At 69.3% G+C, this 13954-nt stretch carries 11 protein-coding genes; 9 read left to right on the top strand and 2 right to left on the bottom strand.

What is annotated here, in order from left to right:
• Positions 1-547 precede the first annotated feature (547 nt).
• Complete coding sequence (locus ACZ4UU_RS20980; protein ID WP_471904887.1) at positions 548-1951, top strand: sugar transferase; 1404 nt, start codon at positions 548-550, stop codon at positions 1949-1951.
• A gap of 3 nt (positions 1952-1954) precedes the next feature.
• Here the strand turns inward: ACZ4UU_RS20980 and ACZ4UU_RS20975 are convergent, their stop codons facing one another.
• Complete coding sequence (locus tag ACZ4UU_RS20975) at positions 1955-2914, bottom strand: GDP-L-fucose synthase family protein (protein WP_471904886.1); 960 nt, start codon at positions 2912-2914, stop codon at positions 1955-1957.
• Between the two features lie 108 nt (positions 2915-3022).
• On the opposite strand from ACZ4UU_RS20975, the gene ACZ4UU_RS20970 reads away from it, so the two are divergent.
• The 5 genes from ACZ4UU_RS20970 (at position 3023) to ACZ4UU_RS20950 (ending at position 7996) form a co-directional block, all read left to right on the top strand.
• Complete coding sequence (locus tag ACZ4UU_RS20970) at positions 3023-3544, top strand: LbetaH domain-containing protein (RefSeq protein WP_471904885.1); 522 nt, start codon at positions 3023-3025, stop codon at positions 3542-3544.
• The gene (locus ACZ4UU_RS20965) at positions 3541-4689 is read left to right on the top strand and encodes a glycosyltransferase (protein ID WP_471904884.1); all 1149 of its coding nucleotides are present in this window, start codon (positions 3541-3543) and stop codon (positions 4687-4689) included. Before ACZ4UU_RS20970 ends, ACZ4UU_RS20965 begins: the two co-directional genes overlap by 4 nt.
• 101 nt (positions 4690-4790) lie before the next feature.
• Positions 4791-6017 (top strand): nucleotide sugar dehydrogenase, encoded by a 1227-nt coding sequence (locus ACZ4UU_RS20960; protein WP_471904883.1) that lies wholly within the window; start codon positions 4791-4793, stop codon positions 6015-6017.
• 76 nt (positions 6018-6093) lie between these two features.
• Positions 6094-7116 (top strand): NAD-dependent epimerase/dehydratase family protein, encoded by a 1023-nt coding sequence (locus ACZ4UU_RS20955; RefSeq protein WP_471904882.1) that lies wholly within the window; start codon positions 6094-6096, stop codon positions 7114-7116.
• A 127-nt stretch (positions 7117-7243) separates the two neighbouring features.
• Positions 7244-7996 (top strand): CDP-alcohol phosphatidyltransferase family protein, encoded by a 753-nt coding sequence (locus ACZ4UU_RS20950; RefSeq protein WP_471904881.1) that lies wholly within the window; start codon positions 7244-7246, stop codon positions 7994-7996.
• Here the strand turns inward: ACZ4UU_RS20950 and ACZ4UU_RS20945 are convergent.
• Entirely contained in the window at positions 7962-9200 is a 1239-nt protein-coding gene (locus ACZ4UU_RS20945; protein WP_471904880.1) for a glycosyltransferase, read from the bottom strand. The genes ACZ4UU_RS20950 and ACZ4UU_RS20945 overlap by 35 nt on opposite strands.
• Positions 9201-9264: 64 nt before the next feature.
• Between ACZ4UU_RS20945 and ACZ4UU_RS20940 the strand changes: the two genes are divergently transcribed.
• The 3 genes from ACZ4UU_RS20940 to ACZ4UU_RS20930 are packed head-to-tail and all read left to right on the top strand — an operon-like array spanning position 9265 to position 13954.
• Positions 9265-10803, top strand: coding sequence for a hypothetical protein (locus tag ACZ4UU_RS20940; protein ID WP_471904879.1), 1539 nt, complete (start codon positions 9265-9267; stop codon positions 10801-10803).
• Complete coding sequence (locus tag ACZ4UU_RS20935) at positions 10800-12416, top strand: hypothetical protein (protein WP_471904878.1); 1617 nt, start codon at positions 10800-10802, stop codon at positions 12414-12416. The genes ACZ4UU_RS20940 and ACZ4UU_RS20935 overlap by 4 nt, the downstream gene beginning before the upstream one ends.
• A complete protein-coding gene (locus ACZ4UU_RS20930) occupies positions 12413-13954 on the top strand; it encodes an MATE family efflux transporter (protein WP_471904877.1) in 1542 nt (513 codons plus the stop codon). The genes ACZ4UU_RS20935 and ACZ4UU_RS20930 overlap by 4 nt, the downstream gene beginning before the upstream one ends.

The following is a 13954-nucleotide window of genomic DNA, read 5'->3' as shown; positions in this document are numbered from 1 at the left end:
CCCCTCCGCGCCGTTGGGACACGAGAGTGCCGGGTTGCCCGGAACGAAGACGGGGTTCACCGCCGCGGCCGACGCCGGGCCGGCGCCCAAGGTGACCGCCAGGGCCGTGGTCAGGCCGAGGCCGATGCCGCGGGCCGTCCATCTCGCTCGGGTCGACCGTGTGGCTGTTCGGGTGCTTACTCGCACAACGATTGCTCCTTCTTGCTCTGGAGGTACCGGAGTTCGCCCGGACTGACACGCATCCACCGCCGGGCATCTGATCAATTGCACAATCCGATGAACGCCACTCCCAGGGCTGGCTCGGCCTAGGCCGTCCGGGGCGTAGAGCACCGGAAAGGCTGAGTGCCGCCACGCCTGACGGTGCGTAACGCAAATAGGACATACATTTAAAAAAGGTTGATATAACCCTCACGGGGCGTGCGCTGATCATCCGATGCGGCGGCGCCCCATGTCTTCGCCGAGGGCCGGGGTCACAGGGAGAACCATGCGGCAGTCCACCAGCACGGTGTCAGGGCGGGCAGTTCCCCTCACGCCGCATCCGCCAGCCATGCGTACGAGCCCGGCGGACGGGTGGTACGTACCGGTCGGCGCCGACGCGGCGGGAACGGCGCTGCCGACCGCAGTGGCTCTCTCGGTGATCGGTACGGCCCGCCCCGTGTACCAGGCCTTGGCCGTCACGCTCGTCTGGCTGCTCGTGGGCCTCGCCGCCCGGCGATACGCGCCCTCCGCCTGGGACGAGGGTGCCCCCGCCGGACCGGTCGTGCGGGACTGGCTGGTGCTGCTCGGCGTGCTCGCCGTACTGCGCACCGTCTCCGGGCTCGGCGGCTCACCCGCGACGGAGCTTGCCGCGCTGTGCCCGTCGTTGGCGGTGACCGTGCTGTGCCGCAAGGCGATCCATCGCCGCATCCTGGCCGTACGCCGGCGGGCCGAAGGGCTGCGACGCGTCCTCGTCCTCGGTGAGGCCGGGGCCGTGGACGCCGTGGTCGGGCAGCTCGCCGAGCGTACGGATCACGGGTATGTGGTGGTCGGGGCCTGCGTGCTGGGCGAGGGTGACGTGCTGTCCGGGGTCCCCGTGCCCGCCCGGCTGCCCATCGACTCGCCGGCCGCTACGGACGAGGGCGCCGCGCCGGTGGCGGACGCGGCCGAACTGCTCGACGCCGACCTGGTCTTCGTCACCGCGAGCCGGCACATGTGCGGGGACCGGCTGCGGCGGTTGTCCTGGGCCCTGCACGACCGGGGCCGCCGGCTCATGGTGCTGCCCGGCATCGTCGAGGTGGCCCGGCGACGGGTCCGTATCGCCTCGGCGGCCGGGCTCACCCTGCTGGACGTCTCACCGCCGACGCGCCGCGGCCTGCCCACGCTGCTGAAGGCCGCCACGGACCGGTCGGGCTCGCTCGTCCTGCTCGTGGTGCTGGCCCCGCTGTTCGCTCTGCTGGCGCTCGCCGTGCGGCTGAGTTCGCCCGGTCCCGTCATCTACCGCCAGACCCGAGTGGGCCGTAACGGGACGCCGTTTCCCATGTGGAAGTTCCGGACCATGGTCGTGGACGCGGACCGGATGAAGGACGACCTCGCGGCGGCGAACGAACACGACGGCCATATGTTCAAGCTGCGCCGCGACCCGCGCGTCACGTCCGCCGGGCGCTTCCTGCGCCGCTACTCGCTGGACGAGCTGCCCCAGTTGGCCAATGTCCTGCTCGGCCATATGTCGCTGGTGGGCCCCCGCCCGCCGCTGCCCGAGGAGGTCGCCCGCTACGACCGGGTGGAGATGCGCCGACTGAGCGTCAAACCCGGTCTCACGGGACTGTGGCAGGTGAGCGGACGGTCGGACCTGTCCTGGCACGAGACCGTCTCGCTCGATCTGCGCTACGTCGACAACTGGTCGTGGGCCTGGGACATGACGGTCATGGCTCGTACGGTTCGGGCTGTGCTGGACGGGCGCGGCGCCTACTGAGGCTCAGACGCCGACCGCCGACCTGGACTGCCCTGTGCTCGACCATGACGCGTAGGTGGCGGCGATGCCGTCTCGTAGCGTGATCCTCGGTTTCCAGCCGAGCGCGGTCATACGGGAGATGTCCAGCACCTTGCGAGGCGTACCGTCCGGCTTCGTTCTGTCGAAGGTGACCCGGCCCTGATAGCCGACGGCCTCCCCGATGAGGTGGGCCAGTTCGCGGATCGTCAGGTCGTCCCCGCATCCGACGTTGACGGGAAGGTCGTCGTCGTAGCGGCGCAGCAGCGTCACACAGGCGTCGGCGAGGTCGTCGACGTGCAGGAATTCCCGGCGGGGAGAGCCGCTTCCCCACAGGACCACCTCGTCCAGGCCGTCCCTCTTGGCTTCGTGGAAGCGGCGAATGAGAGCGGGCAGTACGTGCGAGGACTCCGGATCGAAGTTGTCGCCCGGCCCGTAGAGATTACTTGGCATCGCACAGATGTACGAGGCTCCGTGCTGCCGCCGATAGGACCGCACCTGGACGATTCCCGCGATCTTGGCAAGCGCGTACGGCTCGTTGGTCGGCTCGAGAGGGCCCGTCAGCAAGGCGTCCTCCCGGATCGGCTGCTGCGCGAGCCTCGGGTAGATGCAGGACGACCCCAAGAACAGCAGGCGCCGTACACCGGCGGCGTACGCCGAGGAGATCACGCTCAGCTGGATGCGCAGGTTGTCCTCGATGAACTCCACCGGACAGGTGCTGTTGGCCATGATGCCGCCCACCTTGGCCGCGGCCAGGACGACGGCGTCCGGCCGGGTCTCGCGCAGGAAGGCGGCGGTGGCCGTCGCGTCGCGAAGGTCCAGTTCGGACCGGGTCCGTGCGATGACCTCGTGCCCGTCGGCCGTCAGGCGGCGGACGACCGCGGAACCGACGAGCCCACGGTGGCCGGCTACGTATACGCGGGCGGGGGAGGGGAGTAGATCTTCCATGTGGCGTAGTTTGCCCTGATTAAGGATGTAAATGCCGCTTCCTGTGGGTGCTCCACGGAAAATGGCGAGGCAGCAACGCACACGAGCGAGTCAGGAGGACCATCGCTGATGGACCGTTCCCTCCGGTGCTTCACTGGAGCCGGTTACGACAAGGGGCGCCCCGCACTCGTGCAGGCCGCCTGGTTCGCCGTCCTCAATCTCGTCTTCGTCCGCTGGTGGTTTCCCGCTCATTGGCGACCGGCCCTGCTGCGCGCGTTCGGTGCGCGCATCGGGCAGCGCGTGCTGATCCGCCACCGGGTGCGAGTGCACTGGCCGTGGCGGCTGGACGTCGGCGACGACGTGTGGATCGGCGAGGGTGCCTGGCTGCTGAACCTGGAACGGATCACGATCGGCAGCGATGTGTGCGTCTCGCAGGAGGCGTTCCTGTGCACCGGGAGCCATCAACGTCACAGTGCGACCTTCGAGTTCGACAACGCGCCCATTCGCCTGGAGGCCGGATCCTGGGTCGCGGCGCGGGCTGTCGTGCTGCGCGGCGTCACCGTCGGCCGGGGGGCGGTCGTGGGTGCCTCGGCGGTTGCCCGTCGTGATGTCGGTCCGGGGGAGCTCGTCACGACCGGAGTCGCGGCATGAGACTCCTCCACGTGGTGACGCTGCTCAGCGACGACGGCGCGTACGGTGGCCCTACGAGTGTGGCCACCGGGCAGCTCGAGGAGTGCGCCGCACGGGGCCACGAGGTCGAACTCGTGTCCCTGTGGCGGGGCAGGTCCCCGGCGCCGGTGCGCATCGGCTCGGTACCGCTGCGTACGCGCCCGGCGCGCTCCCTGCTGCCGGGGCGTTTCACCGGGCTCATGCACCCGCTGCTCGTCGGGGACATGTGGCGTTCCATGGGCCGGGCCGATGTGGTGCACATCCACGCGGGGCGTGACCTCGTCTCCCTGACCGCGCTGGGGCTGGCCGTGTTGGGGCGCAAGAGGTTCGTCACGCAGACGCACGGCATGGTGGAGCCGCGCCGGAGGCTCGCCGCCAGGCTCTTCGACCTGGTGTATGTGCCGCTCCTGCGCCGGTCTCGCGGCTGTCTGGTCCTCACGGAGCGGGAGCGGCGGGCCCTGGCCGAGGTCACCGGCCCGAAAGGTCCGCCGCTGCTGAGCCTCCCCAACGGCGTCCGGCCGTCGGGTGCCGGTACCGCGCGGGGCCCGGAGCGCGAGCGAGAGGTGCTCTTCCTTGCCCGACTGCACCCCCGCAAGCGTCCGGACGCCTTCGTCGAGATGGCTGCCCTGGTCCACCAGAGGGTGCCTGACGCGCGATTCACCTTGTACGGGGCGGACGAGGGCTCACTGCCGACGGTGCGTCGGCTCATCGCCGCGCACCACCTTGAGAACGTGGTCTCCTACCGCGGTGCGCTCGGCCATGCGGAGACAGCCGGCGCCTACGAGAAGGCGGCCGTGTACGTACTGCCCAGTGTTGACGAGCCGTTCCCCATGACCGTGATCGAAGCCCTGTGCGCGGGCACACCCGTCGTGTGCACCGACACCTGCGGCATGGCGGACGAACTGGCACGCCGTCAGGCGGCGATCGTCACCGACGGCAGTCCGCAGGCCATGGCCGACGCCGTGTGCGGCCTGCTGGAGGACGACCGCAGGCGCGACGCGCTCGTGAAGGCGGGTCACCGGGCCGTCGAGGAAGCCTTTTCCGTCCATGCGGTGACGGACCGGCTGGAGGAGATTTACCGGAAGCTGTGCTGTGCCACTTCGGCTGTCCGGAGTAAATCCACCTGAAAACCTGTTTTCCGAATCATTTCCCCCCAAGATCACTGTAGAGTTCCCGCATCGTTGTCCGCCCGCCACCGGTGACCGAGCGACCGAAATGAGTGCTACGCATGATCGAGCAATCACGCGGCGACACGGAGAATGCACGGCACGCGAGCGATGTGGTCATCATTGGCGGCTGCGGCCGTGTGGGACTTCCTCTGGGAATTGCGCTCGCCGCCCGTGGAATGCTTTCGGTGACGCTCTACGACATTGACTCCGCCGCCGTTGAAACGGTCAATCGGGGCGAGCTTCCCTTCCTGGAGGAAGGGGCCGCAGAGCCGCTGCGCGAAAGCGTACGCGACGGTCTGCTGCGTGCCACGACGGACGCCGCGAGTGTGGCCACCACCGAGAACCTGGTCGTCGTGGTGGGCACGCCGGTGGACGAGCATCTCAACCCGGATCTCGGGGCGGTCCCCCGGGCGTTGGAGCGCTGTGCCGAGTATCTGCACGACGGACAGCTGGTCATGCTCAGAAGCACGGTGCACCCAGGTGTCACGGCACTGACGGAGCGCCTGCTGGCCGGGCTCGGCACCACGGTGGACGTGGCCTTCTGTCCGGAGCGCATCGCCGAGGGCGCGGCCATGACCGAGCTGTTCGAGCTGCCGCAACTGGTGGCCGCCCGCTCGCAGCGGGCCGGGGACCGGGCGGAGAAGTTCTTCCGCACGCTCACGGACAAGATCGTCCGGATGGAGCCGGAAGAGGCAGAACTCGCCAAGCTCTTCGCCAACACCTGGCGGTATATCAAGTTCGCCACGGTCAACCAGTTCTGGATGATGGCGAACGATTTCGGGCTCGACTTCGAGCGTATCCGCCACGCGATGACCTACGAGTATCCCCGGGCCGCCGACATGCCGGGAGCGGGATTCGCCGCCGGCCCCTGCCTGCTCAAGGACACACTGCAGTTGGCGGCGTTCACCGGGAACAATTTCGTGCTGGGGCACGCGGCCATGCTCGTCAATGAGGGATTGCCGCTCTATCTCGTCTCCCGTCTGGAACGCAGGTTCCCGCTTTCCGACACACGGGTGGGCGTGCTCGGCATGGGCTTCAAGGCCGGCAGTGACGATGTCCGCGAAAGCCTGTCGTTCAAGCTGCGCAGGATTCTGATGGCCAAGGCTCGGGAAACGCTGTGCACTGATCCCTACGTCAGCGATCCGCGCTTCGTGGAACTGGACGAGGTCATGCGCCGGGCCGATGTCCTGGTCATCGCGACGCCGCACCGCGAATACCGGAATCTGGTCACCGAGAAGCCGGTCGTGGACCTCTGGGGCGTCACCGGCAGAGGCGTCCGGGCGTGACCTTGCCGTACGGCGAAGGCCCTCTCCCCACCCGGTCCCGAGGCACCGGGCACCACCCGCACCAGAAAGGTCTCCTGTGAAGGTTCTCGTCACCGGCGCGTCCGGGCTGATCGGCAGCTACCTCATCAGGGAGCTGTTGGATCAGGGGCACACTGTGGTGGGCCTCGACAACTTCTCCAAGTACGGGGCGAGCCGCCGCAGTCCGGTGGAGAACCCTCGGTACCGGCTCGTCGAGGGAGACGCCCGCGACACGGATCTGATGGCTGAACTGCTGGCCGACTGCGATCACTTCGTCGCCGGTGCGGCCATGATCGGTGGGATCTCCTACTTCCACACCTACGCCTACGACCTCCTCGCCAACAATGAGCGGATCACCGCCGCAGCCTGCGACGCGGCGATCCGGGTGTACGGCGACGGGCCGTTGCAGAAGGTGACGTATCTGAGCTCCTCGATGGTGTACGAGAACACCGCCTTCTGGCCGTCCCGGGAGGGCGACGAGCGTCGCATCGCCCCGCCGTCGTCCTCGTACGGCTTCCAGAAGCTGGCGGTGGAGTACTTCGCCAGGGCGGCCCACGAACAGTACGGCTTGCCCTTCACCATCGTGCGGCCCTTCAACTGCGTGGACGTCGGAGAGGAGCGGACCGTCGGGCAGAGCGAGGAGCGCTCCGGGGACATCAAGATCAGCATGTCGCATGTCGTTCCCGACCTGGTGCAGAAGGTGCTCAAGGGACAGGACCCCTTGCACATCCTCGGCAGTGGCGCCCAGACGCGGCACTTCACCTATGCCGGCGACCTGGCCCGGGGTATCCGGATGGCGATCTTCCATCCAGCCGCGCTCAACGAGGACTTCAACCTGGCGAGCGCCGAGCCGACCAGCATCCTGGAGCTGGCGGAGCGGATCTGGCACAAGATCAACGGGGTCCACGAGCCGTTCCGCTACACGACCGACCAGCCCTTCGAGCACGATGTCCAGCGCCGCAGCCCCGACGTGTCCAAGGCCAGAGACGTCCTCGGCTTCACCGCGTCGACCACACTGGACGACATCCTCGACAAGGTCATCCCCTGGGTACGCCAGGCAATCGCCGACGGCCGCCTCTGATCGGTCACCCCAGGAGGACCGTGAGGAGAGACCCGTGCACCGGCGACCCGGTCGGCGCCGCCCCCTGCACATTCCGCTGCGCTGAATTCCGGAACGATCCCGCCTGTTCATGCACGAGGTGTAGAGAGTGGACTTCTCCAACGCACTGAGACAACTCTCGGGTGTGCAGAAGCCGGCCCGCGGAGTACCCGTGTACACACGGTTCGTCAATCGCCCCGTCGGCCGGGTGCTCGCGGCCATGGCGCACAGCTTAGGGCTGTCGCCCAACCACGTGACCGCAGCGAGCGCGCTGGCCACGTTCGCGGCCGTCGCCACGGTCTCCGTGTACCCGCCCTCCCACGCCCTGGGACCGTGGGTCACCCTCGCTCTGCTCTTCGGCTTCGCCCTCGACTCCGCGGACGGCCAGCTGGCCCGGCTGCACCGGTCGGCCAGCCCGTCGGGGGAGTGGATGGACCATGTGGTGGACTGCGCGAAGCTCCTGGGCATCCACGCCGCGGTGCTGATTTCCTTCTACCGCTTCTTCGACCTGCCGCATCCCGCGCTTCTGCTCGCTCCCATCGGGTTCCAGTTCGCAGCTGTCCTGCTGTTCTTCGGCGCAACGCTGACCGACCAGCTGAGAAGGCGGGGCGCTGCCGAGCCCGCCGGCCCCGCAACCGCGCCCTCCACCGTTCGGGGCATGGCCCTGCTCCCCGTGGACTACGGTCTGCTGTGCCTGATCTTCCTGTCCCTGGGGAACCAGAAGCTCTTCCTCGCCCTGTACGTCGCCCTGCTCGCGGCCCACATGGTGTTGGTGCCGGCGTTCCTCGCCAAGTGGTTCCGCGAGCTGGCTCTGCTGAGGACGGCTGTCAACGGGCCAGAGCCTCGGACAGCATCGCGGTGATCCGGCCAAGTCCGGCCTCCGGGCTCAGCCGTTGCCGGACGTAGTCGGGACCGCGGGCGCCGAGCGCGGCCGCTCGGTCGGGATCCCGCATCAGCTCGGCGACGCAGCCGTGCAGTGCGACCGGATCGTCCGCGCGGACGACCACCCCGGCACCGGACCGCCGTACTTCCTGAGCCGTGCCGCCCTGTGCGGCCACCGAGGCAACGGTGGGACGTCCGCTCGCGAAGTAGGACGTCAGCTTGGAAGGCAGGCTCATGTCGGCCACGGAAGCCCGCTGAGTGAGCGCGAGGACGTCCGCCGCGGCCAGTACGTCCGGGAAGTCGGCGTCGGCCGCGGGCGGGAGAAAGTCCAAGTTCTGCATGCCGGCCGCGAGCTGCTCCAGGTGTGTCCGCCGGCTGCCGTCGCCCATGAGGACGATCCGTAGGGCCGGGGTGTCGCGTGCCGCGATGCGGGCCGTATCGACCAGGACCTCCAGCCCCTGCTTCAGGCCCATGTTCCCCGCGTGCAGCAGGACGCACTCCTCGTCACGCCAGCCGAGTCGCTTCCGCACCGCTCGGCGATCGCCGGTGGCAGGCGCCACATGGCTCCAGTTGGGCACCACCCGCACGCGTGACTCCGGCACGCCCATGGCGGTGACACGGTCCACGAACGACTCGTGCACCACACCGACCAGAGCGGCGGTGCGCAGGACCTTCGACTCCACTCCGGTCACGAGGGATGCCACCCGGCCGCCGCCGCTGATCCCGCTCTGCGCGGCAGCCGCGCCCATGAGGTCCTGCACCACGACCACATGGGGCACCCGGTGGCGACGGGCCAGCCGGCTGCCGAGCACGCCACCGGCGAGAGCAGGCATCTGACTCAGTACCAGGTCCGGTCGTGCGGCCGGCGGACGGATCGAACCATGGGCCAGGAAGCTGGCCTCGTAGGCCGCCCTGAGCAGCGCGGTCTGACGCGTGGGAATGAAGCCGCGACGGCGATGGACCCGGACACCCCCCCGGTTCTCCACCATGCGCCAGCGCCCCCGGTAGTCGCCGTGTACCCGCCAGCTCGGATAGTGCGGCATCCCCGACAGGACGTCGACCTCGGCGCCGCGGAGGACCAGGTGTTCGGCGGTCAGGGTCGAATAGGGGGCGATTCCGGCGTGCTCGGGGGCGTAGTTGGCTGACACAAGGAGGACGCGGCAACCCGCGAACATATCAGTCATTTAATTAAAATACGACACGAGTAAGAGAGTTCCCGGAAAGAAACGCCCGGCAATATCGCCTGATATGTTCCGGCGCTGGGCTATAAATCGATTGCTGTTGATTCATTTCATTGATGGCGTCGATGAGGGGATGCAGGTGCGGGACGGCCAAGTCCGTTGCATGGCTGCGGTATGCGTCTGGGCCCTGGTGCTCGTCGTTCTTCTGCCGGGGCTGATCCTGCAGTCCATCGATACGCGATTCGGAGCGGCGCTCGCCGTGCAGTGCGCCGTCGTGGCGCACTCCGGCGGGGGACTCACCAAGGTGCTCACCGATACGTCGGTGCGCCTCGTCGCCTTCGGGTTCTGGCTTTTCGCCTATGTGTGGCTCGGGCTGGCACCGCTCGCCATGCTCGCCACCGATTCCTACCCGCTTGAACACCGCAGCGATGAGACGACCGCCTTCGTGGCCGCCGCGCTGACCGAACTCGGCCTCCTCGCCTACAGCGCCGGGGTGGCATGGGCCGCCGGACGCAACGACGGCAGGTCGGTCGTGTTCGTACCACTGCTGTCCCGCAGACTCTCGCCGCTGCCCGTACTCATGCTGTGCGCTCTGTCGCTCGCCCTGGCGGCCGTGTTGATCCCCGGGCAGGAAGGCGGTCTACGCGCCTTCTTCGCCAGCAGACAGGCTCTCTGGCAGTCGCGTGCCGAATCGGATCCCACGCACACGCTGCGCGTCTGGGCCCTCGCCGTCCCCGCCTTCTGGGCCCTGGTGGCCCTGGTCCAGCTGCCCCGCCCGAACAGGAAGGACCGGCTGGTGCGCGCGATCCGCTGGACAGCGCTCCCGAGCCTCCTGGTGCTCAACGTGATCGTCAACAACCCGATCAGCAGGCCGCGTTTCTGGGCCGGCACGGTCCTTCTGGTGTTGCTGTTCTCATGGCGCCGGTTCAGCACCCCGAGGGCCTTTCGCGTTGCCGCCGCCGCGATCACGGCCGTGGTGCTGTTCGCTTTCCCGTACAGCGACTACTTCCGTTACGACGAACGAGAAGCACTGCAAGTCGTCCCGCTGGCGGAGCAGTTCAGCACCAGCATGGATTACGACGCCTTTCAGCAAATGCAGACCGGTATCGACTATGTGCAGGAAAACGGCTTCTCGCCGGCGGCAGCCCTTGGCGTGGTCCTGTTCATGGTGCCCCGCTCCATGTGGCCCGACAAACCGCAGGCGACGGGTATCGAACTCGCCCAGTACGCGGGATACGACTTCCACAATCTTTCCGCGCCGGTGTGGATCGAGAGTTACCTGTGGGGCGGTGCTCCGTGCGTCGTCGCGGTCTTCTGTCTGCTGGGCGCGGCCGGCCGGCGGATGGACGACATTCGGGAGCGGCTGCGACACCGACAGCGCACGCTGGCGGTTCTGCTGGTTCCCGCCTTCGCCTTCTACCAGATGGTTTTCCTGCGCGGCAGTCTCATGGCGATCGTCGGCCCTCTGCTGTTGCTCCTGACCGTCCCCCTGTTCATCACCACCCGCGCCGCCGCGCCGTCCCCGTCCCCGGTGCGGCCGCCCGCGACCACGAGCGGCCGGGCACCCACCCCCGGCTTCATCCCCGGACACAGGAGGCATCCGTGACCAGCCCCGCCGGCCTCGACGATCGGTACGACGACCCCGACCGGCTTCGTGACCAGGTGCGCCTACTGCTCAGGTACCGCGCGACCATCGCGCTGGGCGTGCTCCTCGGGCTGCTCGGCGGACTGCTCCTGGTCCTGTTGCGCGCGGGCGACTACACCTCCACCAGCGAGGTGCTCGTGCGCCCGAGAACGGACCCCTTCAGTACGTTCGCGGTGGCCGTCGACAGTCAGGTCAGCATGGGCACGGAGCGGCATATCGCGCTCAGTGCGACGGTCGCGGCCCGGGCGGCGACGGCACTGGGGCAGCCCTCTCGCGCCGATGCGCTGCTGACGGACCTGCGCGTGATGAATCCCCCCGACACCCAGCTGCTCCGGTTCGAGTACACCGCGGGCACCGCGAAGGGTGCGGCTCGGGTGAGCAACGCCTTCGCGGAGGCCTACCTCGCCGATCGCCAGAACCGGTCCAAGTCCATGATCACGCGGATGGTGGCCGGGCTGGAGCAGCAGCTCACCGAGCTCACCGCCCGGGTCGCAGCCAAGAAGAAGTCGGCTGAGTCCGCCGCCGGCACCGCGGGCCTTCAGCAACAGATCGGCACCCTGCAGAAGAGGGTGTCGGACATCAAGGCCTACGACACCACCGGTGGTGACGTGGTCCGCAGGGCCGAGCCGGCGGCGCGGCCCTCCGGACCGGGCCCGGTCTGGCTCCTCCCGCTCGGCCTGATCGGCGGTCTCGTCGTGGGCGTCGTGCTCGCCTGGCTGCGCTGTGCATTTGAGCCCCGGGCACGCTCGGTCGGCGAGGTCGAAGGAGCCCTCGGCGCTCCGGTGCTGGGTATCCTCCCGGCCCCCGACACCGACGGCGACCTGCTGGAGGTCGGCCGGGCGGACGGCGGCCGCGCGGAGGCGTACCGCGCCCTGGCCTTCCGGGTGCGGGGCGCCGACAGCCCCGCCGCCATGGGCACGCTCATGCTCGTGGCGCCGAAGCGGGAACGCGGCGCCGAGACCGTCGCAGTCAATCTCGCGGCCGCCCTCGCCGAGTCCGGTGACGACGTGTTGCTCGTGGACGCGACCGGAAACGAACCCGGGCTGCCGGCACGGCTCCCGCTGTCGGCCGGCGGCTCCGTCCCGCCGGGCGTACCTGCGCCGCAGGGCGCAGCGGTCGTCGACGCCGGCACAGCCGGGCGATTCACGATCTGCCGCTACGTCCGTCGCCCCACGGGCGACGACGGGCCGGCTGCCCCGACGGCGGCGCGCGCCCTGCCGGACGCCGAGTCCAAGAGTCCGACGCTCGTCCTGGCCCCGCCCTTGCTGGAGCACCCCGAGGGTCTCGGGCTCGCCCAACGTGTGGACGGCGTGGTCGTGGTGGCTGGGCTGGAGGAGACCAGGCGCGACGATCTCAAGCGGGTACGCGAGCTGATCGGCTGCTCGGGCGGGCGCATCGTGGGGGCCGCCCTCCACAGCGGCGCTGGCCGCAGCGTGCGCCGCCGTGTCATGGACAGCGACTGGGTGCGCCGTACGAGGGAGCGGAAGTCCGCCCCGGCCGCGTCCGCGCCGACCGACGCCGTGGAGAAGCCGGCCGTGCCCGTGCGGGACGACAGCCTCTCCGCCTCCCGGTGAGCGCCTCCGGTACGGCCACCGCCACGGGCGAGACGACCGCCAGGTCCGGGGTCGCCGCCACCGCGCGGGGCGGATGGTGGGGCTTTCTGGGGGCGACGGTCAACGCGGTCTTCGGCTACGCCCTGGTCACCCTGGTCACCCGAGGGCTCGGGGCCCACGGGGCAGGCGCGGTGTTCACCGGTGTCGCGGCCTTCACCATCCTGTGCAACGCCTGCAAGCTCGGGGCCGACACGGGGCTGGTGCGCTTCGTCTCCGGTGACCTGGCCACCACCGGTGGCCGCGCGGTGGGCCCACTGCTGCGCAGCGCGGTCCTGCCCGGTGCCGTCGCGAGTACGGCGGTCGCCGCGCTGCTGTTCCTGTCGCCCTGGACGGCCACCTCGCTGCTGCCGAGCCTCGCCCCGGACGACGCGGTGACCCTGGTCCGGCTGTTCGCCGTGTTCCTCCCCCTGGCCACGGTCACCCTGATCCTGCTGGGCGCCACCCAGGGCTACGGCACCGTGCTCCCGTTCGTCGGTGTCGAGCAGATCGGCAAGCCGGTCCTGCGCGTACTGATCGCCGTACCGGTCGTGCTGCTGGTTCCAGGGGTGCTGAGCCTGGCCGCCGCCTGGCTCGTGCCGACCGTGGCCGGCTTCGTCATCGCCTGTCTCGCCCTGCGCAGACGCCGCCGGCCGAGTCCGAGCCATACGTCCGGACCGGACATGGTCGCCGCCCGGCGAGGGTTCTGGGCCTTCGCCGGGCCACGGGCGGTCTCCTCCGTCTTCGACATCAGCGCGGTCTGGGTGGGGGTCGTCCTGCTGTCCGGCCTGGCGACGAGCGAAGAGGCGGGCATCTACACCGCCGTCGGGCGCGTCGTCATCGCGGCGACGCTGCTCCAGCTCGCCATCCGACTGGCCGTCGCTCCCGAGATCAGCCGCCTCCTCGCCGTGGGCGACCTGCCGCAGGCCTGCCATCTGCACCGGGTCTCGACGCGCTGGATCGTGCTGTTCTCCTGGCCGCTGCTCGTCCTGCTCACGAGCTTCCCGGGCACCGTCCTGTCGTTGTTCGGGCCGGAGTTCGAGCAGGGGGCGGCCGCGCTGGTGGTGCTCTGCGTCGCCTCCGCGGTCAACGTCGGGGTGGGGAACGCCCAGACCGTGCTGCTCATGGCAGGCAAGAGCTCCTGGCATCTGGCGGTCACCGGCGTCGCGTTCACCGTGCAGCTGACGGTAGGCCTCCTCGCCGTTCCCCGGCTGGGCGTCCTCGGCGCCGCCCTTTCCTGGGGAGCGGCGACGGTCGTCGAGAACCTCGTCTCCGCGGCGCTGGTGCGGCGGCACTGGGGCTTCACGATCATCGACCGCGGATACCTCGTGGCGACCGCCGCCGGACTCGGCCTCACGGTGCCACTGGTCCTTTCCGCGAGGCTGCTGGCAGGTGACACGACCGTCGGACTTACCGTCGCGGTCACCCTGGGAATTGTCACATTCAGTATAAGTTTGTGGCGATTTCGCACACCTCTGGATATGCGCGAACTCGTCGGTGTGCTGCGCGAACGCGCCACATGA

The organism is Streptomyces sp. NPDC028907, from assembly GCF_055564995.1.
The sequence above is the reverse complement of the archived record's forward strand: the minus strand, read 5'-3'. Positions and strand labels throughout refer to the sequence as shown.

Bases quoted from the DNA above. Each gene is read 5' to 3' on its own strand.
- ACZ4UU_RS20980 (WP_471904887.1), top strand. From the start codon at position 548: ATGCGTACGAGCCCGGCGGACGGGTGGTACGTACCGGTCGGCGCCGAC.
- ACZ4UU_RS20975 (WP_471904886.1), bottom strand. From the start codon at position 2,914: ATGGAAGATCTACTCCCCTCCCCCGCCCGCGTATACGTAGCCGGCCAC.
- ACZ4UU_RS20970 (WP_471904885.1), top strand. From the start codon at position 3,023: ATGGACCGTTCCCTCCGGTGCTTCACTGGAGCCGGTTACGACAAGGGG.
- ACZ4UU_RS20965 (WP_471904884.1), top strand. From the start codon at position 3,541: ATGAGACTCCTCCACGTGGTGACGCTGCTCAGCGACGACGGCGCGTAC.
- ACZ4UU_RS20960 (WP_471904883.1), top strand. From the start codon at position 4,791: ATGATCGAGCAATCACGCGGCGACACGGAGAATGCACGGCACGCGAGC.
- ACZ4UU_RS20945 (WP_471904880.1), bottom strand. From the start codon at position 9,200: ATGACTGATATGTTCGCGGGTTGCCGCGTCCTCCTTGTGTCAGCCAAC.
- ACZ4UU_RS20940 (WP_471904879.1), top strand. From the start codon at position 9,265: ATGTTCCGGCGCTGGGCTATAAATCGATTGCTGTTGATTCATTTCATT.